23 protein-coding genes are annotated in these 22928 nt (G+C 60.0%); 10 read left to right on the top strand and 13 right to left on the bottom strand.

Going from position 1 to position 22928, the window contains the following annotated elements:
• Nucleotides 1–146: 146 nt before the first annotated feature.
• A complete protein-coding gene (locus PV407_RS24770) occupies nucleotides 147–788 on the top strand; it encodes a cell wall hydrolase (RefSeq protein ID WP_442951702.1) in 642 nt (213 codons plus the stop codon).
• 96 nt (nucleotides 789–884) lie between these two features.
• On the opposite strand, the gene PV407_RS24765 is transcribed toward PV407_RS24770, so the two are convergent.
• From PV407_RS24765 to PV407_RS24740, 6 genes are all read right to left on the bottom strand, one after another.
• Entirely contained in the window at nucleotides 885–1781 is an 897-nt protein-coding gene (locus tag PV407_RS24765; RefSeq protein ID WP_332092688.1) for a hypothetical protein, read from the bottom strand.
• Between the two features lie 65 nt (nucleotides 1782–1846).
• On the bottom strand, nucleotides 1847–2359 hold the full coding sequence (locus PV407_RS24760) for a GyrI-like domain-containing protein (protein WP_332092687.1): 513 nt from the start codon (nucleotides 2357–2359) through the stop codon (nucleotides 1847–1849).
• A gap of 12 nt (nucleotides 2360–2371) precedes the next feature.
• Complete coding sequence (locus PV407_RS24755; protein ID WP_332092686.1) at nucleotides 2372–3160, bottom strand: VOC family protein; 789 nt, start codon at nucleotides 3158–3160, stop codon at nucleotides 2372–2374.
• A 22-nt stretch (nucleotides 3161–3182) separates the two neighbouring features.
• Nucleotides 3183–4367 carry a VOC family protein gene (locus tag PV407_RS24750; RefSeq protein WP_332092685.1) on the bottom strand — a complete coding sequence of 395 codons (1185 nt, stop codon included), beginning with the start codon at nucleotides 4365–4367 and terminating at the stop codon, nucleotides 3183–3185.
• A gap of 3 nt (nucleotides 4368–4370) precedes the next feature.
• Nucleotides 4371–4811, bottom strand: a complete 441-nt coding sequence (locus PV407_RS24745; protein ID WP_332092684.1) for a VOC family protein — start codon at nucleotides 4809–4811, stop codon at nucleotides 4371–4373.
• Nucleotides 4812–4854: 43 nt separating this feature from the next.
• Nucleotides 4855–5262, bottom strand: coding sequence for a VOC family protein (locus PV407_RS24740; protein ID WP_332092683.1), 408 nt, complete (start codon nucleotides 5260–5262; stop codon nucleotides 4855–4857).
• Between the two features lie 341 nt (nucleotides 5263–5603).
• Here PV407_RS24740 and PV407_RS24735 point away from each other — a divergent pair, with 341 nt between their 5' ends.
• Nucleotides 5604–6215 carry a TVP38/TMEM64 family protein gene (locus PV407_RS24735; protein ID WP_332092682.1) on the top strand — a complete coding sequence of 204 codons (612 nt, stop codon included), beginning with the start codon at nucleotides 5604–5606 and terminating at the stop codon, nucleotides 6213–6215.
• A gap of 721 nt (nucleotides 6216–6936) precedes the next feature.
• On the opposite strand, the gene PV407_RS24730 is transcribed toward PV407_RS24735, so the two are convergent.
• On the bottom strand, nucleotides 6937–8157 hold the full coding sequence (locus PV407_RS24730; RefSeq protein ID WP_332092681.1) for a GTP-binding protein: 1221 nt from the start codon (nucleotides 8155–8157) through the stop codon (nucleotides 6937–6939).
• 1177 nt (nucleotides 8158–9334) lie between these two features.
• On the opposite strand from PV407_RS24730, the gene PV407_RS24725 reads away from it, so the two are divergent.
• Nucleotides 9335–10432 (top strand): CobW family GTP-binding protein, encoded by a 1098-nt coding sequence (locus tag PV407_RS24725; protein WP_332092680.1) that lies wholly within the window; start codon nucleotides 9335–9337, stop codon nucleotides 10430–10432.
• A gap of 14 nt (nucleotides 10433–10446) precedes the next feature.
• Here the strand turns inward: PV407_RS24725 and PV407_RS24720 are convergent, their stop codons facing one another.
• The gene (locus tag PV407_RS24720) at nucleotides 10447–11490 is read right to left on the bottom strand and encodes a TIGR03943 family putative permease subunit (protein ID WP_332092679.1); all 1044 of its coding nucleotides are present in this window, start codon (nucleotides 11488–11490) and stop codon (nucleotides 10447–10449) included.
• A 60-nt stretch (nucleotides 11491–11550) separates the two neighbouring features.
• Entirely contained in the window at nucleotides 11551–12549 is a 999-nt protein-coding gene (locus PV407_RS24715; protein ID WP_442951706.1) for a permease, read from the bottom strand.
• A 268-nt stretch (nucleotides 12550–12817) separates the two neighbouring features.
• Between PV407_RS24715 and PV407_RS24710 the strand changes: the two genes are divergently transcribed.
• The gene (locus tag PV407_RS24710; RefSeq protein ID WP_332092677.1) at nucleotides 12818–13651 is read left to right on the top strand and encodes an AraC family transcriptional regulator; all 834 of its coding nucleotides are present in this window, start codon (nucleotides 12818–12820) and stop codon (nucleotides 13649–13651) included.
• Nucleotides 13652–13732: 81 nt separating this feature from the next.
• Here PV407_RS24710 and PV407_RS24705 read toward each other — a convergent pair whose 3' ends face one another.
• Nucleotides 13733–14701, bottom strand: a complete 969-nt coding sequence (locus tag PV407_RS24705) for a sugar phosphate isomerase/epimerase family protein (protein WP_332092676.1) — start codon at nucleotides 14699–14701, stop codon at nucleotides 13733–13735.
• 78 nt (nucleotides 14702–14779) lie between these two features.
• A complete protein-coding gene (locus tag PV407_RS24700) occupies nucleotides 14780–15868 on the bottom strand; it encodes a Gfo/Idh/MocA family protein (protein ID WP_332092675.1) in 1089 nt (362 codons plus the stop codon).
• 334 nt (nucleotides 15869–16202) lie between these two features.
• Here PV407_RS24700 and PV407_RS24695 point away from each other — a divergent pair, with 334 nt between their 5' ends.
• The 4 genes from PV407_RS24695 to PV407_RS24680 all read left to right on the top strand — a co-directional run bounded on the left by PV407_RS24695 (nucleotide 16203) and on the right by PV407_RS24680 (nucleotide 18328).
• Entirely contained in the window at nucleotides 16203–16850 is a 648-nt protein-coding gene (locus PV407_RS24695) for a hypothetical protein (protein WP_332092674.1), read from the top strand.
• Complete coding sequence (locus tag PV407_RS24690; RefSeq protein ID WP_332092673.1) at nucleotides 16843–17361, top strand: accessory gene regulator ArgB-like protein; 519 nt, start codon at nucleotides 16843–16845, stop codon at nucleotides 17359–17361. Before PV407_RS24695 ends, PV407_RS24690 begins: the two co-directional genes overlap by 8 nt.
• A gap of 3 nt (nucleotides 17362–17364) precedes the next feature.
• Complete coding sequence (locus PV407_RS24685; protein WP_332092672.1) at nucleotides 17365–17511, top strand: cyclic lactone autoinducer peptide; 147 nt, start codon at nucleotides 17365–17367, stop codon at nucleotides 17509–17511.
• Between the two features lie 157 nt (nucleotides 17512–17668).
• Nucleotides 17669–18328: a hypothetical protein gene (locus tag PV407_RS24680; protein ID WP_332092671.1), complete on the top strand. Its 660-nt coding sequence runs from the start codon at nucleotides 17669–17671 to the stop codon at nucleotides 18326–18328.
• 64 nt (nucleotides 18329–18392) lie between these two features.
• On the opposite strand, the gene PV407_RS24675 is transcribed toward PV407_RS24680, so the two are convergent.
• Nucleotides 18393–19526, bottom strand: a complete 1134-nt coding sequence (locus PV407_RS24675; RefSeq protein ID WP_332092670.1) for an N-acetylmuramoyl-L-alanine amidase family protein — start codon at nucleotides 19524–19526, stop codon at nucleotides 18393–18395.
• Between the two features lie 245 nt (nucleotides 19527–19771).
• Here PV407_RS24675 and PV407_RS24670 point away from each other — a divergent pair, with 245 nt between their 5' ends.
• Nucleotides 19772–21262, top strand: coding sequence for a sodium:solute symporter family protein (locus tag PV407_RS24670; protein ID WP_332092669.1), 1491 nt, complete (start codon nucleotides 19772–19774; stop codon nucleotides 21260–21262).
• A gap of 196 nt (nucleotides 21263–21458) precedes the next feature.
• Nucleotides 21459–22397 carry a glutaminase A gene (gene glsA / locus PV407_RS24665; protein ID WP_332092668.1) on the top strand — a complete coding sequence of 313 codons (939 nt, stop codon included), beginning with the start codon at nucleotides 21459–21461 and terminating at the stop codon, nucleotides 22395–22397.
• Nucleotides 22398–22641: 244 nt separating this feature from the next.
• On the opposite strand, the gene PV407_RS24660 is transcribed toward glsA, so the two are convergent.
• Nucleotides 22642–22782: a hypothetical protein gene (locus PV407_RS24660; RefSeq protein ID WP_332092667.1), complete on the bottom strand. Its 141-nt coding sequence runs from the start codon at nucleotides 22780–22782 to the stop codon at nucleotides 22642–22644.
• Nucleotides 22783–22928 lie beyond the last annotated feature (146 nt).

Below are 22928 nucleotides of genomic sequence, written 5' to 3'. Positions count from 1 at the left end.
GGGAGACAACCATGCGTTGTCTCCTTCTTCGCGTTTTGAGCGTGTACGGCGACCTTCCCCGTTCTAACGAACATCCCCCCCAATTATGATGCTGCCGCAGCCTTTCGGCGGCCCGTAAAAGGAAGAGGAGGTTATGACCTGCAACGATGAAGAAAACCCCCGTACTGGCGGCTGTACTCGGTTTGGCCGCGACGATCGTCACGATGGCGGTACCGGCCGGCGCAATTACGCTGGAAAAAGGCTCGAGAAGCGAGCACGTTTTGACGCTGCAGGAGCAGCTTCGTTCGCTCGGCTATTTGAAAGCCGGCAGCACCGGCTATTTCGGCTCCGCTACGAAAGCTGCCGTGCAAACCTTCCAAACGAACGCCGGCCTGTCCGCAACCGGCGTCGCGGACGACGCCACGATCGCCGAGCTTAACCGCGCGGCCGCCCCGGAGCAGGACGTGCTGGAGCAGCTTGCCCGGGTCATTTACGCGGAAGCGAGAGGCGAATCGTTCGCCGGACAAGTCGCGATCGGCGCCGTCGTGCTGAATCGCGTTCAGTCCGACGCTTTTCCCGACTCCATCACCGACGTCATTTTTCAGCCGGGACAATTTACTTGCATCCAGGACGGACAATATGACTTGACGCCGGACGCGACCGCCTTCGAGGCGGCCAAAGCGGCGCTGAACGGAGACGACCCGACGAACGGGGCGCTCTATTATTACAATCCGAGACTGGCTACATCCTCCTGGAGCAAATCGCGCCCGATCCAAGTGCGCATCGACCGGCACGTCTTTACGAATTGATTAAACCGCTCTTGCCGTTTCCATAGACTTCCCCCACGCTCAAACACAAAAAGCTCTTGCGCATGGCGCAAGAGCTTTCCTCATTTTTGAAAACGATCAGGCTAACGTCAACCGCTGCTGCAGCTTGTCCGCGAGCTCCTCCGTCCGCTCCCAGACGATCGGGCGGAGCTGGTTGGAGCCGACCGGCAAATGCTCCGCGTCGTCGCGTTTCACGGCGCACAGCACCGGCACATCCAGGCCGAGCGCATAGCCGGCGGCGAAATAAATGTTCGCGTTCGCGCCGGACAAGTCGGCGATGAGCAATTTGCTCTCGGCGATCGTCCGCATGGCGCCGTCGCCTATTTTGTTGAACGGCGAATATTCGATCATGCGCGGAAAATAGCCGCATTGCTGCAGCTTCGGAAACACGTTCATCGTCCATTCCGCGCGGACTTCCTCCGGTTCCGTGACGATGACGGCGCACGGCTTCAGCCGTTTGCCGCCGGCTCTCGCGTCCGCTTCGCGCCAGCCCGCTTCCGTCAACCGGAACGCGGAGCCCGTTCGTTCGAGCAGCCGCTCGTCCCGCAGCTTTTCGATAATATGGACGAGCTCCTGCAAGTTCGGCGAATACGTCAAATTATAATGGTCGGCCAGCTGCCGGATGACGACCGTTTCGTTCGGTCCCGCGGCATGCCGGTGAAAGTACGCGAGCAGCTTGTCCGCTTTCGCTTCGATCGTTACCGGCACGCGGGGCGAATGGCGAATCGCCTCCAAGTCCTCGAACGCGAGCGTCACGGACTCCTCGCAGTCGACCGACTCCCGAATGTACGCGGAAATGATCGGGAACATCTGGTGCTTCGTATGATGGGGAAGCGAGGCGTAAAGCTCGTAGCTGTCCTTGCGAAGCTTGTACGACTCGCCGGGAGCGCAGTTGCAGCCTAAGAAGTTGTAAGTTTCGTCGTTCGCTTTGACCGGCACGATTTTATCGCAAAAGACGCACCGTTTCGTGTCCATCGCATTCATCCCCCTTACCATGAAAGTTCGTATTGCGGCGGCGGGATAAGGGGGCGGCGCGACCATTATTTCGCGGAACGCTTGCGGATCGGGTACAGCATGTCGAAGTCGAATACGGAAACCGACTCGTACGGAATCGTAAACGGGTTGACCGGCTCCAGCCGGTTCGCTTCCACCCCGTAGGCGTCGGGATCGAGCTCGTACTCCCCGTTCGTTCGCAGCCAGCCGAACATGGCGCCGTAAACCTCGTTCATATGCGCCTCGTCGCCGTATACGCGCAGCTTCGCGCAGAGCGACTCGGGCAGCTCCAGCAGCTCGATCCCCTCGGGCACGGCTCCGGCTTCGAGCACGCGAAGTCCTACCCACAGCGACTCGACCTTCGTCCCCCATTCCCGCTGGGGGATCATCACATAGCCGGTGCCGGTGTCGCTCCAGCGCGAATCGTCCTGCGGAATCGCCTCCGTCAGCTTTCGCCACGCGGCGCGGGTGCCGCCCTTGTCCGAGCTGGTCGACGTCCGGACGGCGAGCACGCGCAACGGCGGCACGGTCACGATTTCAACGTTTATCGTTTTCTCCATGAATCTGTCCTCCTAATCGAGCGATTGGACAACGGCAATCCGGTTGCCGTCTTCGTCGCGAATTTGGAAAAAAGGCGCTTCGCCCGACCGGTCGATATCCGCGACGACGTCGAAGCCGGCGGAGCCGGCGAAATCGAACGCCGCCTCCAGACGATCGGTATAGATCGTAATCCGCGCGGAATGCCGCCCCCGGGCCGGCCCCTCGTTCGTATCGCTCGCTTCGAGCGCCAAGTCGGTGCCGTTTTGCATTCGAAATACGTGCAGACCGTCATGGACGCGATCCGCCGGATTGACGTTCATATCGAGCAATGCGGCATAGCGCCCGGCGGCGCGATCCAGATCGCGTACGGACAGCGTAACCGTGCCGATATGCGGCCGGATCGGACTGCGCCTTCCGCCCGGACGGCCGTCGACGCCGCCGAACGCGATCGCGTACCCGTCGGGGTCGCGAACGACGAACTCCTTCCATGGGCCGCCTTCGGGATACGTTACGATGTCTTGGGCGATGAAGGCGCCCTTCGCCTTGAATTCCCGGAACAGCGCCTCGAGCCGATCCCATGTATCCACATACGCGTACATATCCGCGCCGACGGACTGTCCTTTCGCCGGCGCATTCGGCTTCACGTCCTCGGGCGACGCCGCCTGCAGCAGCTTGAGCGCCAGGCCGTTCAAGCCGTCCCGCTCCGCCCACCAATCCGTGACGTCGAAGCCGAGCACGTCCCGGTAATACGCTTGCGACCGGGACGCGTCGCTGACGAGAAGCACGGTGAGCGAAGCTCCTATCGTTTTCGGCTTAGCCATGTTTCCTCCGATACGGGATAAGTCATCCACTTTGATTGACGCACAGAAGGTGTCCGTCCGGATCGTAAAACTTGACGTACCCGCCGCACGGCTGAACGAAATACGGGGAGGCTTCGATGCGCACGCCGGAACGGACAAGCCTGCGGTGAAGCTCCCGAACGTTCCGGCTGTGCAGCTCGAGCCCGTGAATCGGCTTCCCGTCGCGCAGCCAATGGTCGGTTTTGAATTCGCCGGCGGCCACTTCGAGCAGGTGCAGTCCCGGACCCGATCCCGATTGGGTGCGCAAAAAATAATGATCCTCGACCGGCCGCTCCGGATGCTCGGGCACGTATCCGAGCAGATCCGTATAGAAGGCGACGGACCGCTTCAAATCGGTAACCGGCAGCTGGACGAGCGTATAGCCGTCGATGTCTCCGGCACGCTCTTCTTCGTCGCTGCCTACCATGACCAGATTGCCGTCCGGATCGGATAAGGTGAAGCACGCGACGGTGCCGTGACGCTGGATGCCGTGGAATACGCTCATTCCATGTTCGACCGCGTACGCGTAGGCGGCTTCGATGTCGTTCGCGTCGAACATGAACGGGATTTCGAACGTCTCGCCGTTTCGCGCGCGGTTGTCGTCCAGCAGCAAATCGGCCCCCCGGGCCGCCGGCACGACGTAAATCGACTCGGACGTCTCCTCTTCCTTGAGCGGTACGCCCAGCAAATCGCTGATCCAAGCCGCCCCCGCCCGCATGTCGCGAACGTTCAGGAAAACGCCGCCGATGCGGGGCCTGATCGGGCTTAAGCTTGTCGGCAGCTCCGGCTCGGCGCCTCCGTCCTTCGACCAGCAAACCATATGCACCCGTCCGTCCGGCGCGCGGAAACAAAAATGGGCGACGTCCGCATACCGTTCCGGTTCGCCCAGCGTTTCCGCCTTCGTCCCGATATAAGCGTACGCTTCGTCGATATCGTCGCATGCAAACATGACGAACGGCTTCATATCTTCCCGCCAATCCGGATTTCGCCGGTTGCTCGAATTGTCGTCGAGAATAAGGCCGGTTCCCGGCAAGTCGAACCAATAGACCGGCCCTCCGAATCGTTCTTCCTTGACGGGCAGTCCGAGCAAATCGCTATACCATTCCGCCGCGCGGCGCAAATCGGTCACGTGCACGAACAGGCTTGCCGCCCCCGTCTGCAGCGGAATCCGCTGCGAAGCCGTTTCCATGCGTCATTCCCCTTTCTTGCCGGGCTGCTGCCAAGCTTGGTACTTGTTGCCGTCCGGGTCTTTGAAATCGAGCTGCAATCCGCAGCCGCCTTCGTCGCGGATCGCCGCTTCCACCCATACGCCCGAAGCGAGAAGCGCCGCGTGGAGCGCCGCGATGTCTTCCGTCTCGAAGCAGAGCGGGAACATTTCGAACGATTCGCCTTCCCCCGCCCAACCGGTCGTTTCGAACGTCAGCGGCGTCATGCCCGGACTCGGCAGCAGAAACAGCCATTGTCCGTCGCCCATAATCATAATCGCGCCGCGGCCCGGCCGTACGGGGGAGCGCAGCTTCAGGCCGAGCACCCGTTCGTACCAGTCGGCCGCGGCCGCCGGATCGGATACGGGAACGTAGGCGCAATCGATTTTTTTCAACAGGGCTTTCTTCGTTTGCGTCTTTGCGGTCATTCGGTCACTCGCCTCTCATCGGGATCGATCGTCGGGCGGTCCGTTACCGGACCGGCGCAACAATCGGAATCATTTCGATCAAATTGATCGGATGGCCGTCCGGGTCGTACACATCGAACATCAGATGACGGTTCCAGGGACTATCCCAAGCCACCAGCTCCGTTACGCGGCAGCCGCGCGCCTGCAGCGTGCGATGCATCTCCTCGACGTCGCCGCACGAAAAATTGAACAGCGGCCGGTCGGAGACGTGAAACGGCTCCTTTCTTTCGGCCAGCGTCACCATGGCCGCACCGGCGGGCGGATTGTTCACGAACAACGTCGCGCCGCGCTCGCCGTCGCCCCAATCCTCGATGCCCCGGCATCTCAATTGCAAATGTTCGGTGTAAAATGCGATCGATGCTTCCAGCCTGCTGACCGGAATGAAAATGCTTCCAAGCAATTTGACGGCCATAGTTCCAGCTCCTCCTCAGTTCGTCCGCGATCGGCGGCGACGGGTATTCGTCTGAATAACGAGCGGGACGGACGATTCCATACATGCCCGCCGACATTTTTTTTCGAACCGATGCGACGGAGGCGGATATCGACCAATCGCTTCCATAAATGCGTTTCCATCTACTACCATACAGAACGTATGTTCGAATGTCAATATGGAAAATTTCGTCGGACGGGGCCGGGCTTCGACACGGCTTTGCTTGTCTCCGGCTTAGCGGGTATGCTAGTGGTAGCAAGTGTGTCGCGACGGCTGCAGTTAGCCGCGCGGCCTGCCCCATAACGATGATACGGGAGCGCTCTATGAAAATATGGCAAATCGGCCTGGTTTATACGGTGGCCATCGTTATCGTTTTTTTATACAGGGACGAGCTCGCCGATTGGATGCAGCGCTACCATCCCCCGCTGCCCGTCGCTTTCGGGGTCGCTCTCTGCTTCGTCCTGTTTCCCGTGCTGCCTTATAAATTGATCATCGGCATGCTCGGCTACATGTACGGTCCGCCGCTCGGCTTTTTCGTCAGCTGGTCCGCGGCGACGCTCGCTTCCGTCATCCTGTACGCGCTCGTTCGAAGCTCGTTCCGCGAACGGGGGAGGGCGTATATGGCCAAATTCGAACGAATCGACAAGCTGGCCCGGTTTATGGAGCGAAGACCGTTCGCCGCCATTTTCGTCGCGCGTCTGATCCCGGTGCTGCCGCAATCGCTCGTCAACGTGTACCCCGCATTTTTGTCGATACGGCTGTCTACATACGCGACCGCTTCGGCGCTCGGGAAAATACCGAACATTTTGCTGTTCGCGTACTTGGGCAACGAGCTGTTCGCAAACGTACGCAACGCGCTGATCGTCGCCTCCGTTTACGGCGTGCTGCTTGCCGCGACGGCGGTCGGCTACCGAATCTGGGTCAAACGAATATAAAGCGTTTGGCGAGGAGTGTCCGCGCTGGGCGGGTAAGGTGTAAAGGTACATTAGTCGGGCCTCTGTCGCACGGACTCGCGCCCGCGTTGCCCGGATAAGATGCAAAGGAACCTTATCCAGCCGCGTCGCCGGCTTTTTCGCGCGAATAAGGTTCGAAGGAGCATTATCGGGCGCTCACTCGCCTGCGTTCGCGCCCGCGTTGCCCGGATAAGGTGCAAAGGAACCTTATCCCGGCGCACCGGCGGCTTTTTCGCGCGAATAAGGTTCGAAGGAGCATTATCGGGCGCTCACTCGCCTGCGTTCGCGTCCGCACAGCCCGGATAAGGTGCAAAAGAACCTTATCCAGCCGCGCCGCCGGCTTTTTCGCGCGAATAAGGTTCGAAGGAGCATTATCGGGCGCTCACTCGCCTGCGTTCGCGTCCGCACAGCCCGGATAAGGTGCAAAAGAACCTTATCCAGCCGCGCCGCCGGCTTTTTCGCTCGAATAAGGTTCGAAGGAGCATTGCCCGCGCCTCCGCCTCACGGACCCGCGTCCCCGCCACGCTTGCTCGCTCGCTCGCATTGCTGGCCGTCGCCCTGCAGGTCGACGCCGTAAACGGCAAAAAGGCCGCCTAAAAGCGGCCTTCTGCCCGTATTCGTCGTCGCCCCGCTACATGGGCGGCCTCCCGTTCCCGCCGCCGACTCCCTGCGCCTTGCGCCTGTCTGCCACCGTGCCCCCGGCTTATGTCCGGGCGGCTTCCGCCAACTCGTCCGTCGCAACGTTCGGGAAGTCGTCCGGGAACGCACTCCAATCCATCCCCATCTCCTCGTCGGTCAGCAAGCATTCGTCCAGCGATGCGGCAAGCGCGCCGCGATCGATGTCGATCCCGATCAAGACGAACTTGTTCGTCCGATCGCCGTATACCGGGTCCCAGCCGGCGCACAATGCTTCGTCTTCGGCAAGCAGCGCCCGCTTTTCCTCTTCCGGCAGCGCCGCCGCCCAGTAGCCGGCCGGCCCGAATTGAATCGACGGCCCCGCCTGACTCAGGCTTTGCGCCATATCGCCGCGGGTCGCCAGCCAAACGATCCCTTTCGCCCGGACGATCTCCTCCGGCCAATCGGACATCCATGCCATCAATCGGCCCGGGTGAAACGGTCTGCCGCGCTCGTAAACGAACGACGAGATGCCGTACTCTTCCGTTTCCGGAATATGCGCCGGCTTCTCCAACTCCTTCATCCAGCCGGCGGAAGCGCTCGCTTCGTCGAAATCGAACAGGCCGGTATTCAATATCGCCGACGGGTCCACCCGGCCTCGGACCGTCCGAATCAGCTTCGCTCTCGGCTGCAGCTTGCGAAGCACCGCCTCCAAGCGCTGCAAGTCCGGCTCGTCGACCCGATCGCATTTGTTCAACAGCAGCACGTCGCAAAACTCGATCTGATCGATCAGCAGGTCGACCACATCCCGCGTATCGTCTTCCCCTACCGCCTCGCCTCGGTCCAGCAGCGTCTCGCCGGAAGCGAAATCGTGCCAAAACCGGTACGCGTCGACGACCGTCACCATGCAGTCCAGCCTGCAAAAGCGGGACAGATCGATGCCGTGCTCCTCGTCGACGTACGTAAACGTCTGGGCAACCGGCACGGGCTCGCCGCCCCCGGTCGATTCGATCAATATATAGTCGAACCGGCCTTCCTTGGCCAGCTTTTCGACCTCGCGGAGCAAATCTTCGCGAAGCGTGCAGCAAATGCAGCCGTTCGACATCTCAACCAGCTTCTCGTTCGTCCGGGACAGTCCGCCTCCTTCCTTGATCAGCCCGGCATCGATGTTCACCTCGCTCAAATCGTTGACGATGACGGCCACTTTCAGCCCGTTCCGATTATGCAGCACGTGATTCAAAACCGTCGTTTTCCCCGCACCCAAATAACCGCTCAAGACGGTTACCGGTATAAGCTTGCCAGTTGTCATCGGTTCCAAGCACCTCGTTTAAAAGTAATTTTTACGATTAGATACGAAAAAAAATAAATGCTCATTCCGTCCAATAGGATCGCCCCCAGGGCAACCGCATTAGAAGCAACTTCAGACTCTAGACTCTGGACTTTAGACTTTAGACTTTAGACTTTAGACTTTAGACTTTAGACTTTAGACTTTAGACTTTAGACTTTAGACTTTAGACTTTAGACTTTAGACTTTAGACTTTAGACTTTAGACTTTAGACTTTAGACTCCTGACTCCTGACTTCTAACCCCAGACTCCTGACCCCAGACTCCTAAAACTCCAGACTCCAGTCTCCAGACTCCTGAACCTCAGACTTCAGACTTCAGACTTCAGACTTCAGACTTTAGACTTCAGACTTCAGACTCCATACTCCAGACTTCTGACTCCAGACTCAGACTTCTGACTTCTGACTCCTGACTCCAGACTTCTGACTCCAGCAGACTTCAGACTCCAGACTTCAGTCGCTTCTGGCGTTTCCACGCCCGGCCCCCTGACATAGGAGGATGCGGCAGGAGCGGAAACGGGAATATCTACCGTTATTTCGTCTCCGGTTTAGCATCGAATCGAAATACCGGGAAATGCTCCCGGTAAAATAGCTTCGCACCGGCGAAAGAGCGGTCCGCTGCAAAATTACCGGGCGGTTTTCCCGCTAAATGTCGCCGGTAATCGGAATCGACAAAAATAGATGGACGTTTTCCGGTTATGACGACTTTTATCGCGGTTGTTTACCGGTACAGCCGGGACGAGCCGACCGGGCGGACCGGGCGGCGGACCGGGCGGCGGACCGGGCGCTCGCCGACCTGGCGGAATTTGATTCGCTGCCGGTTCATAGTATCATGCGATTGCCCCGGAAACGATCCACTCCTCCATTGACATTCATCGAAGGAGATGTTTATTCGTAATTTTTACACTAAAAGTATATCAGTATGCCTTCTCCCCGTCAACGCTCCGATATTTATTCCTCGCCTAGGCGCTGCCATACCCAATTTTTCGTTGCGATGAAAGCGGCCTGCCGCTCGAATCGTTGATCAACATGTCGGAGAGGTTTGACACGCTTTTCGACAATGATTGCGATTGTGCACGACGTCTAAAAATCGTAAAATTTACTATATAATTAAAAAAACGCCCCCGAAAGGAAGGATCGACGATGCGTATTCCGGTTATCGTGTTAAGCGGTTTTTTGGGCAGCGGGAAAACGACGCTGCTCGTCCGCATGCTGGAGGAGGCCGGCAGGCGGGCCATGAAGCCCGGCGTGCTCATGAACGAGCTCGGAAAACGGGACGTCGACGGCCTCATCGCCGCGGAGGGCGGCAATGCCGCCGTGCAAAGGCTGCTGGACGGCTGCGTATGCTGCGGCAAAAAGGGCGAGCTGCTCGCCGCGCTCCGGACCCTTGTCGGCCAAAAGCCCGACGTGATCGTCATCGAGCTGACCGGCGTCGCCAATCCGGAGGAAATCGCCGATGCGCTGACCGAGCCGGAGCTGCTGCGCGCCGTACGGTTGATGCGGATCGTTACGGTGCTGGATGCCGAGCATGTGCTCGAGTATAACAGCGTCTTCGCCTCGGATCGGCAGCTCGTTCGCACGCTGCGGCGGCAAATCGAAGTCGCCGACCGGCTCGTGCTGAACAAAACCGATCTCGTCCCCGCCGCCCGGCTCGCCAAAATCGAAAAAGCGATCCGCAAGCTGAACGAACGCGCCCCGATCGTCCAAACGACGCACAGCCGCATCGATCTGAGCGAGCTTTTCGCCGGCATCGGGGAGAATGCGGACGCTGGCGCGCAAGCTCACGCTCACCCAAACGAAAAAACACACGTATACGAAAGCGGAAGCGCAAGCACTATCCCGGGCGCTGGCGCCGGCCCGGGTCCAAGCCGTCCCGCGGTCAGTCGGGCGTCATACGGCTCCGTCAAAGTCGCCGTAGGCGGCGCCGCGCCCCGCGCCGCGAAGCCGCAGCCGGCCGCGTCGTTTTCCCGCGTCAAATCGGTGGCGCTCCCCTGGAAGGCCGGCGGCAAGTCGACGGCCGCCCGCGCGGAACGGTTTCTCCGCGCCTGGAAGGACCGTCTGCTTCGCGCCAAAGGCTACGTCCGATTCGACGGCGACGGCTGCATGCGTTTGATGCAATATGCGGGCGGGCGGACGTACTGGGAAAAAACCGGTTACGACGGCGAAACGTATATCGTCTTTATCGGCATCGACCTCGACGAAGCGGAGCTGGCCGACCAGTGGGGCCGTTTGTACGATTGACGGCGCCGCCCGTTTCAATCGGCCAGCTCCTCGAATGCTTCGAAGTACGGGTAGACGTAAGGCGTCTCGGGCGCCTGCACGTTTTGGATCGACGACGCGTCGAGCTTCATAATTTCGTTATCGTTGTACTTCGTTTTGCCGATCGTGCCGACAAGCTTCACCCACTGGTCTTTGCCGAGCTTTTTCGCCATCGGGCTTTCGACCATGACGCCGTACGGAGACGAATCGGCCGAGCAGCACTGCATCGCCAGCCGGGCGACCACAAACTGATTGTCCGCCATGTCCGGCTCGCGATAGACGAACCCGGTCAGTTCCATCGTTTTCCCTATATACCGGTCCAAAAACAGGTCGACGGTCGTGAGCAGCTCCATAAACCCTTCTTCCTTGATGACGATTTTCTCTTTGGCGTACAGCTTTTTGCCGAGACCGACGAACGGCTTGTTGAAATCGTCCGCGGCGAACAGCTTGTCGAGCTCGTCGCCGACCGCCGCGCCGGGCCGCTCCGCCCACGTTTCGCTCCCCGGCGCGCTTCCTGTCGGATCGGCCGCGGATACGCCCGGGGCCGGGCCTTGCGCCGACGGGCCCGCGTCCACGCCCGCATTCGCATCAGCTGCCGCTCCCCCCGCAGAGGCGGCCTCCCCGACGCCGCCGGTCTTGTCCGCTCGGGCGACGCCGCCGATGCCGCCGCCCAAATTCATCCCCTTCATCGCGGCGATATCGCTGCCCATCAGCTTGTCCGGCAGCAGGAAGCCGAGCGTCAGCGGCAGCAAAAACAGTCCGTACAGCCAAACGTTGCGCACGATCGAGCGCGGAGGCTCATGCCCGCAATCGCAAGGCTCGCCGTCTTTGCCGAAAAACGACCGCAGCCCGAGAAAGCCTTGGTACAGCGCGAAGACGAACAGGCCGATCGCCGCGCATTTGACGTATACTTCCATGCGCGGCGCGATATAGTACATAAGACGGCCGGTTTTCGTCAAGTGCAAAATATAAAACGCGAAGCCGGACATAATGAAGGCCCGAAACCAATAATGGGCGGTAAGCGAACGCCGTTCGGCCATAAGGCGACCCTCCGTTTCGATTCGGCCCGCGCTCGGCACAGGCGTCCGAGGCCGGACCGTTTAGTATGTCAGCACAAGCAGATCGGCGGCATGCGCCCCGAGCAAAACGAATGCGGCGATCAGAACGGACAAAAGCAGCACGAATCGCGGACGGAACACGGAGGACAGCATCAGCGTCGTTTTCAAATCGAGCATCGGTCCGAACACCATGAACGTCAGCACCGATCCGATCGAGAACGTCCCGACGAAGGAGGAAGCGACGAATGCGTCGGACGTCGAACAAAGCGACAGCACATACGCGAGGCCCATCATAAAAAAATGGGAAACGTACGGATGCTGCCCGATCTCGAGCAGGCTTCCCCGGGGGACGAACGTCTGGATGGCCGCCGCGACGCACGAGCCGAAAATCAAATATTTGCCCATATCGATAAATTCCGCTCCGGCATGATCCAGCATTGCGAAAAACCGATTGCCGCCGGAATGGCCGTGGCCGTGGCCGTGGCCGTGGCCGCGGCCGCGGCTGCGACCGCGTTGATCGCCTTCCCCCTCGCCGTCGGAGCCGTAAAGCGAAGCCGCGCTATGCTTCAGCGCGTTGTTTTTCACGAACGCGTAGACGAACAGGCCGACAGCCGCGCCGACGAAGAGGGCGAGCCCCGTACGCGAGTACACCAGCTCCGGGCGATTGCGGAACGCCATGTACGTCGCCGCATAGACGACCGGATTGAAGATCGGGCCGACCACGATGAACACGACGCCCACGTACAACGGCATGCCTTTGGCGATCAGCCTGCGTATAACCGGGACCATGCCGCATTCGCATATCGGAAACAGAAACCCGAGCAGGCAGGCGAACGCGATGCCGAGCAGCGGATGCTTCGGAGCGAACCGGCGAATCCAGCTGTCGGGCACGAACATTTGCACGAACGAGGAGACGAGCACGCCGAGGACGATAAAAGGCAGCGCTTCGAGCACGATGCCGATCAAAATCGTTTTGAACGAATGGACCGCCCGAGCTTCCGGCCATTCGAAATCGAGCGGGACGAGCACGCCCGGATTCATGGCGATGACGATCAGGAAGCCGATCAGCAGCAGAAAAAAACCGTGGAGCGCCATTTGGGAAAGAACGGAGCGCAAAGCGGCACGCCTCCCGTATGTAGATTTACGATGAAATGGCACGGATGATAGCGGCAGCAGCGGTGATTGTCCGCCCTTCCATTTTAACAGTAATAATTACAAATATCTACCGAAAATAAACCGTTGTCGGACGGCCGATTCGTATCGATAATAAAGAAGGAGAAGAAGTCCACATCCGCAAACGGAGGTTTCCATGAATCCGCTGACCTGCGAAGTGCTCGCCGCCGGCTATTCGCACCATTCGAAGCCGTTCAACGTAAAATCGACCCGCGGCCTGCGCAACTACCTGATCCGCTTTCAGGTGGAAGGCTGCTGCCGCGCGCTGGTCGACGGCGAGGTGAGATTGATCGTTCCGGGCGACCTGCTCGTGTATAAGCCGAAAGACCAATACGACCTGCGCGTCGAAGCGGAGCTGCAGTCGAACGGGGAAGTCGAGGTGTCGAGCGGGGACTACTATTTCTTTTGCCGCGGCACGTGGCTGGACGCCTGGTGGGCCCGCCTGGCGAAAGAGCGGCCGGTCAGCCTGAAGCTGCCGATGAACGAGGACGTGCTGCACCTGTGCCGCCAAACGATATTGGAGCAGCGGCGCGGCAAACATCCGGCCAAAGAAATGGCCGGCTATTATTTGCGTCTGCTGTGCCTGACGATCGAGCGGACGAGCCACGAGCACCGGCCCGCTTCCGGCAAAGGCCGCTCGTTTCTCGCCTACGAAATGAAGCGCTACATCGAGGAGAACGCCCTGTCGCCGATCAAAATCCAGGACGTCGCCTCGCACGTCGGCCTGAGCGTCTCCCGCGCCGTTCATCTGTTCAAGTCGGTATTCGAGCAGACGATCATGCAGTACGTGCAGCAGATCCGGCTGTCGGCCGCGCGCGAACGCATTTTGTTCAGCAAAATGTCGCTCGAGCAAATTTCCGAAATGTGCGGCTTCAACAGCTATACGTATTTCTACCGCGTCTTCCGCGCCCGCTACGGCGTCAGCCCGAAAGAATACCGGGCCGGGGAATGGAACAATCTGGTCGACTGAACGGCCGAACCCCGGCCAACCGATGCGCGGACGAAAAAAAACCGCTCCCCCGACGAATCGGAGAAACGGCTTGACTCGCTGTTATACCCACCACATTTGGCCGAGCGGCTCGCGCAGCAGCACCTGCTGCAAATTGGCGACCGCCTTCGTAAACCCTTCGTCGACCGACATGAGCCCGTCTTCGTGCTCGATGCTGACGACGTAATCGTAGCCGACCAGCCGGAGCGCGCTCAAAATGTCCGCCCACGTTTTCAGATCGTGGCCGAAGCCGACCGTGCGGAACTGCCAGGCGCGATCGAGCATCAGCGCGTACGACTGCATGTCGGTGACGCCGTGCTTGTTGACGTTGACCGGATCGATCGTCGTATCCTTCGCGTGGAAGTGATGAATCGCCCCCGCGCGGCCCAAAATATGCACCGCCTGAACCGGATCGATTCCCTGCCACCACATATGGCTCGGATCGAGGTTCGCGCCGATCGCCTCGCCCGCCGCTTCGCGAAGACGAAGCAGCGTGCCCGGGCTGTGCACGGAAAATCCGCCGTGCAGCTCGAGGCCGATTTTCACGTTGCGCTCCGACGCGTACCGGCCCCACTCGCTCCAGTACGGGATCACTTTCTGCTCCCACTGCCACGTCAAAATGTCCTGATAGTCGTTCGGCCACGGCGCGACCGGCCAGTTCGGATATTTCGCGTCCTCGTGGTCGCCCGGACAGCCGGAAAACGTGTTGACGACCGGCACTTCCAGCCGCTGGGCCAAATCGATCGTCTTCACGAACGCGTCGTGAAACTCTTTGGCGATTTGCTTTTGCGGGTGAAGCGGGTTGCCGTGGCAGCTCAGCGCGCTGATCGTCAGCCCCCGCGATTCGACCGCCTGCTTGAACGCCTTCAGCTTCGACGCGTCGCCGAGCAGCGCGTCCGGATCGCAGTGCGCCTTGCCCGGGTAGCCGCCCGTGCCGATTTCGACGGCTTCCAGCCCTTTGGAAGCGATATAGTCAAGCGCTTCCTCGAACGGCCGGCCGGCGAACAAAACGGTAAATACGCCCAATTTCATAGCGATGCCTCCTCTCCGTTATTGCGGCAGCCTCGTATCGTCCGACGGACGCCCGAAATGGGCGGCCCCCGGTCCGAATTACTGATTCAAGTAAACCGTCTTGCCGGTTCTGCCGGATTCGTACAGCGCTTCGAGAATTTCCGTCACGACGAGCGCCTGCTCCGGTTTGACGAGCGGTTCGGTATCGTTCAAAATCGCTTCGACCCACAAACGCGCTTCCATGTCGCCGCTCGACTCTTTTTTGCCGTCGTAGAACGCCACGCCGCCGGCGTCCGTCTTCACGGTCGTATCGAACAGACGGCTGAATTGCTCGCCGTTGATGCGCAGCCCGTTCTCCATGTCGGCGCCGCCTTCGGTGCCGCACAGAACCGTCTTCGCTTCGCCTACGAGCAGCGTGTTAAGCGCCCAGCTCGATTCGAGCACGATCGTCGCGCCGTTTTCCATCTTGATAAAGCCGAACGCGGAATCTTCGACCGTAAACTTTTTCGGATCCCACGGACCCCAGGCGTTCGCCGCGTTTTCCCGGCTGCCCAGCTTGTGGAACACGGAGCCCGTCACGCTGACCGGCTTATAATTGTCCATCATCCAGAGCGTCAAGTCGAGCGCGTGCGTGCCGATATCGATAAGCGGACCTCCGCCCTGCTTCTCTTCGTCGAGGAATACGCCCCACGTCGGAACGGCGCGGCGGCGAATGGCAAGCGCCTTCGCGTAATAAATTTCGCCGAGCTGCCCGCTTTCGGCCACCTGCTTCATGTGCAGGCTGTCCGGGCGATACCGGTTGTTGTAGCCGATCGTCAGCTTCTTGCCCGTCCGCTTCGCCGTTTCGACCATGCGGCGCGCGTCGGCCGCCGTCTTCGCCATCGGCTTCTCGCACATGACGTGCTTGCCGGACTCGAGAGCGGCTATCGAAATTTCCGCATGGGAATCGTTCGGCGTACATACGTGCACGACGTCGAGCGTGTTGTCCTCCAGCAGTTTGCGGTAATCCGTATACACTTTCGCCCCTTCGGCGCCGTATTGCTTGGCCGCTTTCTGAGCGCGCTCCTCTTCGATATCGCAAAACGCCACAAGCTCGACCTGCGGAAGCTTGGACAGCGCCGGCATATGCTTGCCGTTCGCGATGCCGCCCGTGCCGATAATGCCGACTCTCAGTTTCCCGTTTGCCATGAACGTTACCCTCCTACGGATTCGCTTTTCGTAAAAATGCGATTTTCAGTTCTATGTAATCATAAAGCGTATTCTTTGAACATGAAGTATATGACCGGAACATGAACTATTTGGCTACGATTATTGCCGCTTCGCGAGCCGGGATCGGGCAAAGCCTTGTGCGCGTAGAGCCGCGCTGCGCGAAAACTGTCGCATCGTGCGACGGAACGTCAAAATTTACCGAACGAAGTCTATCGTTTTGCCGCTGCTTTGCGGCTTTTTCGTTCCGATTCCGTATTGTATAATAGAAGCCGGTCTCTCTCTCATTATCGCATAACGGAATTGGAGCTCGGGCATGAATGCTTTGTCGTTTTTACTCGTTTCGATGCTGGAATGGTTCGCGCTGATCGTTCTGAGCTTCACGATGTTCAGGATCGAAATCGTCGGCAATCGCGGCCAAATTGGGTTCACCTCGTTTTTATTGTCGCTGCTCTCCTACATTTTGATCGTTTCGCTCGGGCTCGTTACGATGGCCACGCTCGTTCAGCCGCCGGTCGTCTTTTTGTTTTACTGGCAAATGTTCCGGATTCCCGTATTTTACGCCGGGCTCGTCATGACGAACGGTTATTTGGCCTACATTTTGCTCACCACGGTCGTATTCGGCGTGCTGCAGCAATTTCTGCCGGACATTATGCCCGACACGACCGTCGGCTTCGTCGCGCAAATCGCCACGGCTTGCACCGCCCTGATTGTGTCGCGGCTTATCGATCGCTATCGCCTCGGCTACACGTTCGTGCCCCACGGCAACCGCGTCAGCGTCCGATTCACGAAAATCAACGCGCGGCTTCTGCTGTTCACGATCGTCGGCTACCTCGTCATGACAAGCTACAATTTCCTGTATTTCCTCGGCAATTACAAGCTGTTCGTGCTGCTGCCGGTGTTCGTTTCTTTGGCCGCTTTGCAATATTGGGTGTTCCGCAAGGAGCATACCGGTCATGATTGACGTCTGGGCCGAAAAAATCGCCGTTGCGATCAAAAAGGCGAATGAAGAGGAAACGGCCAGCGTGCCGGTCATGACATTCGCCTTGACGGTGCTGCTCAATCTGATCGTCCCTTCGCTCTGTTCGCTGCTGATCGGCCTGCTGACCGGCGCGCTGCCGGAAACGGCCGCGTCGATCGCCGCATTCGTCGCCATCCGCACCGTTTCCGGCGGCTACCATTTCCGTTCGCCGATTGCTTGCATGATTGCGATGGTCGCCATTACCGCGGCGCCTCCCCATATCCCGCTGTCCGGCTTCTGGACGACGCTGCTGACGGCCGCCGCCGCCGTTTGCATGGCTTGTCTGGCGCCCTCCCATATGCGGGGCTACAATACGATGCCGGAACGGGTTTACCCGCTGCTGAAAGCGGCGTCGGTCGCGCTCGTATGCGGCAATTTCGTGCTCGGCTCTTCGACGGCGGCGCTGTTGTTTTTCGTCCAGGGGATCTCGCTGTTGCGATTGAAGGAGGTGTGACCGATGATCAAAATCGCTGCCAAAATCGTATCGGGCATCTTGAGCAAAATAGCCGGCTATTTCGTCGTTTCCGCTTCGCCCGTCATCCATCGCCCCGAAATTCCGCAGGAGCTGAAACAAAAGCGGGACAAGCGGAAGGCCGGAACGTGAATCGCGCGGATATGCGCCGCGACGCGTTTGCCGGAGAAAGAACGGACGAACGGGGCTTGACGCGCGAATTCGCACGATCGTATTTCGCTGTCGTCCCGAGGCCGGGTATAGTATGATAGAACCGTCAACATCACCATAGCGCATAGACGGAGATCGTATGAACATATTCGCGTTTTTGACCGTTTCGATGTGGGAATGGTTCGCCATGTACCGGTTCGAGATCAACCAGTACATCGGCCAGCTGGCTTTTACCGCTTTTTTGCTCGCTTTGTTCTCGTTCATGCTGTTCAACGTGTTCGAATTGAAAATGTTCGCCACGCTCATACAGCCGATCGTCGTGTTTTTGTTTTTTTGGCTCATGTTCAAAGTGCCGCCGCTGTATTCCGGGCTCATCGCGGTGAACGGGTATTTGGCTTACTGTCTCGTAACTTCGCTGCTTTATTTTACGGCGCAGCGATTCGGGATCGCGTTCACTCCCGCCACGCCGCAATGCTACGCGATTCAGCTCGTAACGGGACTGATGGCGCTGCTGATCGCCAGGCTGTTCGTCAAATTGCGCTGGGGCTTTTCGTTCGTTCAGGCGGGCGGCGCGGCGGCAGGCGCGGCGGGGACGAACGCGAAGCTGCTGCTGCTCGTTCTGGTCGGCTACGTTTCGCTCGCCAGCTTCAATTTTTTATATTACGGAGCGGGCCATACGCTGCTCATGATGCTGACGATGATCGCCGCATTCGTTCTGTTTCAATATTGGGCGCTGAAAAAGGAGCACGAGGTCGCCTTTTGGCGCAGAAACAAAAAATTTAAAATCGACGCCCCGTAGCAAGCCCCGGATCGCCTTTGTCAAGGCGGAACCGGGGTTTGCCGCGTTTTTCGCGCATCTGCGCTTACGGCCGCCTGATCCAGGCGTCGCCGAGCCACGTGCGGATGCGAACCCAGTCGCCCCACGCCTCGAACGCTTCCGCCGGCTGCGGCGCCAGCTCGCCGATCGGCGGTTCTCCGCCGGACGGGTGCGGGTACAACGGCGTCGTCTCGGCGAGAACGACCGTCTCGTTTACCCGCTCGACCGTGCCGATCACGGCCGACGGCGCGTAAATCCACAGGCTCCCGAGCCATGTGTCGACCCGGTACCAATGTCCCGCCTTCTCGCGGGCGCGCAGCGGCTGCGGGCCCAGCCGCGCCCCGACGGGAACGAGGCGGCCGTCGACCCGCTCGTGCAGATCGGCATCGTCCAGCAGCGCGATCGTGTCGTCGAACGGCGCCGGATTCCATGCGGGCTTGCCGGCGACGTCCGTCATATACCGTTCGATGCCGTCGGCGATGCCGGCCGCCAGCTTCTCCTGGTACTCCTCCGTCGCCAGCAGCCGATCTTCCTCGGCGTTCGTCATGAAGCCCAGCTCGATCAGCACGTTCGGCACCGTCGACCAATTGAACCCGGCCAAATCGCCGCGCGCTGCCGTGCCGCGCGACTTGGCGCCGCTGGCCCGGACCATGTCGGCGAGCATGATGTCCGCGGCCGCCTTGCTCCGGGCGTATTGCTCGGCCGTCGCCGACGCCGCTTCGGACGGGTAAAGCGCCGAAGCGCCCCGGACGTTCGGCGAAGCGTCGCCGTCCGCATGAATGCGCACGAACAAGTCCGCGCCGGCGGCGTTCGCCGCTTCCGCGCGCTCCTTGTTGCTGATGTCGACGTCGTGCGACTGCCGCGTCATGACGACCGCGAAGCCTTTCGCCTCCAGCTTGTCCTTGATCCGGACGGAAACCTCCAAATTCAGCTCGTACTCCGGCTTGCCGGTCGCAACGCCGCGAGTGCCGGCCGTCACTCGCGGCTTTTTGTCCCGGGAACCGGGGCCGACCGGTTCCAGCTCGCCGCTCGCCCGCTCCTGGTGTCCCGGATCGAGGCAAACGACCGGCGCGCCTCCCGTCTCCGCCGGGGCCGCACCCGCCGATTCGGTTAGCGGCGCCGGCGAGCTTCCGAGCAGCAGCATCGCGGCCAGCAGCAAAGTTTTCTTCTTCGAAATCATGTCCGTTCCTTCCCTTCCGTTCCGAAATCATCCGCGCCGCGCCCGCCATTACGGGCCGTTTCTTCACGCAGCCGCGGCGACGGCGGCGGGCCGCCATGTCCGCAACAAGCTGTCATGATTACGGTAAACGAAAATATGCTCATAGTAAAGCGATTTCAACCCGTTTCCCCGATCGGGCGGATCGCGGCGTTCCGCTTTTCGGAGCCCGAGGTCCGTCCGTTTACAAACGCGAAGGAGGGAACAACATGCACACACTCGATTGGGTCGTCATGGGACTGTACTTCCTGCTCATGGTCGGCATCGGCGTCTGGTCGTATCGGCAAGTCAAAGGAACGGGCGACTTTTTCACGGCCGGAGGACGCATGCCGTGGTGGCTGTCCGGCATTTCGCACCATATGTCCGGCTACAGCGCCGCCGTTTTCGTCGCCTATGCGGGCGTCGCGTACAAATACGGCTTCACGCTCTATATTTGGTGGGCCGTTCCGGTCGCGATCGCGGTGTTCGCCGGAGCGAAATGGATCGCCCCGCGCTGGTCCCGATTGCGCCAGCGACTCGGCATCGAATCCCCGACGGAATATTTGGCGCAGCGGTACAACGTTCCGACGCAGCAATTGATGGCCTGGAGCGGCGTGCTGCTGAAGCTGTTCGACGTCGGCGCCAAATGGGCGTCGATCGCCGTCATCCTCAACGTATTCGCCGGCGTGCCGCTCGCGACCGGAGTCATCGTCTCCGGGCTGCTGTCGCTCTTTTACGTCACGGTCGGCGGCCTGTGGGCGGACGCCTGGACGGACTTCGCCCAATTCGTCGTCCAGCTCGTCGCCGGGCTCGCCATGTTCGTCATCGTGCTCGTCAAGCTGGGCGGCGTCGGCTCCGTTATCGACATATGGGACCGGCTGCCGCCGACGCACAACGACGCGTTGGCCGGGCCGTATACGCTCGGCTTCGTGCTCGCCTATCTGCTTATCGATTTTCTCAGCTACAACGGCGGCACGTGGAACCTCGCGCAGCGGTACATCGCCTCCCCTACCGGGAGGGAAGCGCGCAAGGCGGCGTATTTGTCGGCCGCGCTCTATTTGATATGGCCGCTCATCCTGTTTTTCCCGATGTGGGCGTCCCCGATCTTCTATCCGTCGCTCGCCGATCCGAACCAGTCGTATTCGGTCATGGCGATGGACCTGCTGCCGCCCGGACTGATCGGGCTCGTGCTCGCCTCGATGTTCGCGCACACGATGGCGATGACGACGTCGGACGCGAACGCGATCACGTCGGTCGTCACCCGCGACATTTTGCCGAAGCTGTCCGCCCGCTTCCGCGCGTTGAGCGGAAGGGCGTCGCTGGCGGCCGCGCGCGTCACGCTCGTCGTCTTCACGACGCTGACGCTCGTCGTCGCGATCAACCAGAGCAACTTCGGCGGCATTATCGGCCTGCTCATCACCTGGTTCGGAGCGCTGATCGGGCCGATCTCGATTCCGATGCTGCTCGGCCTGCTTCCCGCGTTCAAGCGGAGCGGCCCGGCGGCGGCGATCGTCTCCTGGACCGCCGGCCTGCTCACCTTCGGCTACGTGAAATATATGATGGACGGAGCTTCCACGGCGACATTGGTCGCATCGCCGGTTATCGTATCCGGCGTCCTGTTCGTCGCGATCGGCCTGCTCACGCACAAGCACGCCGTGCCGCCGGAAGTCGACGAGCTCGTCGACTCGCTGAACGAGGACGCGGCGGATTCCGCCAAATGACGCCCGCCGCGGCGCCGTCACCCGCTTTCGCCAAGCAGCATGCCGTGCGTTTCGACCGTTTCCGGTCGAGCGCGCAAGAAACTCCGCCGGGGAAAAACGCTCCGGCGGTCTTTTTTGTGCCCGCAACCGACCCGTGCTGCCGTTTTGCCGAACTCCCGGCTGGTGTATAATGAGAAACAAAAGGGGAGACTGTACGATGCCGACCGATTTCAACGAATTGACGCAGCGGCTGCCGCATTTGGTCGAAACGTGCCGCGCCTACGCGACGCAAGGACGCGTCGCCACTTACATACCCGAGCTCGCCCATGCGCCGCAGCTGGCGCTCGGCATTACGCTGCGCCACAAGTCCGGCTTGACCGCGACGGCCGGCGACTGCGGCATCCCGTTCACGCTGCAAAGCATCTCGAAGGTGATCACGCTGCTGCTCGCTCTGATGGACCGAGGCGAACAAGCCGTGTTCGAGAAAGTCGGCATGGAGCCGACCGGAGACGTGTTCAACTCGATGCTGAAGCTGGAGCTCGTGCAGCCGGGCAAACCGTTCAATCCGCTCATTAACGCCGGAGCGATCGTCGTTTCGTCGCTGATCGACGGCGATACGGCGGAGCATAAGGCGGAGCGCGTCCTGCGCTTCGTTCGCGACCTGGCCGGAGACGACAGTCCGTCGTTCAACGAGAGCGTCTTCCGGTCGGAAGAAGCTACGGCGTACCGCAACCGGTCGCTCGCCTATTTTTTGAAGGACAATAAAGTGCTCGATCAGGACGTCGAACCGACGCTCCACGTCTATTTCAAGCAGTGCGCCATTGAGGTGACGTGCGCCCATGTCGCCCGGATCGGCCTGATCCTGGCAAACGACGGAGTCGATCCGTCGACCGGCCGGCAGCTCGTGCCGAAACGGTATGTGCGCATCGCCAAATCGTTCATGGTCACGTGCGGCATGTACAACGCTTCCGGCGAATTCGCCATCCAGGTCGGCATTCCGGCCAAGAGCGGCGTGGCCGGGGGCATTCTCGCCCTCGTCCCCGGCGAGCTCGGCATCGGCATCATCGGACCGGCGCTGAACGACAAAGGAAACAGCACGGCGGGCGTTCACCTGCTGCGGCTGCTGTCCGAGCAGTTCGATTGGAGCATGTTCTGAGCGAACGACGGCCCATAAACCTAAAAAGCCTCCGTCCCGTATAGGATCGGAGGCTTCGTTTTGTCATGGGTGATGCCGGGACGATCGGCTTATGCGGAAGCACCGCCGTTCCGCGGCCGATCGGCCGAATCTATGTAAAGACGTCTGAACGTCCTATCATCGGAACCGGTAATACGGGTATGTGACTAAAGTACGTACTTTACTAAGCCCCCCAACCTCGTTGGATTATCAAAGTGGCAATGTCCTAGCTCGAGTACCGCCTCCTGACCAGCTTCAGCGACTCCTTGCGCGCCGTGGCCGCCTCCGATTCGGGGTACGGCTTGAGACCCATTTGCGTCAAGATCGCCCGAATATCCAAGCTGATTTTCGCGGTGCCGATGTTCATTTAATTAATCCCTCCGTCTTTCATGCGAATTGTTCTCATTCATAGTTATCGCATGAACAGAGTGTAAATGCTGTAAAAACATGTCGATGCCCGTTTTAAATTTTCATATAAAATTTCAATAAGAAAACTTAATAAATGGGTGCGCC

This window comes from Paenibacillus sp. GYB003, assembly GCF_036577625.1.
GTDB lineage: Bacteria > Bacillota > Bacilli > Paenibacillales > NBRC-103111 > Paenibacillus_AB.
This window is presented reverse-complemented; position numbering and strand designations above follow the sequence as displayed.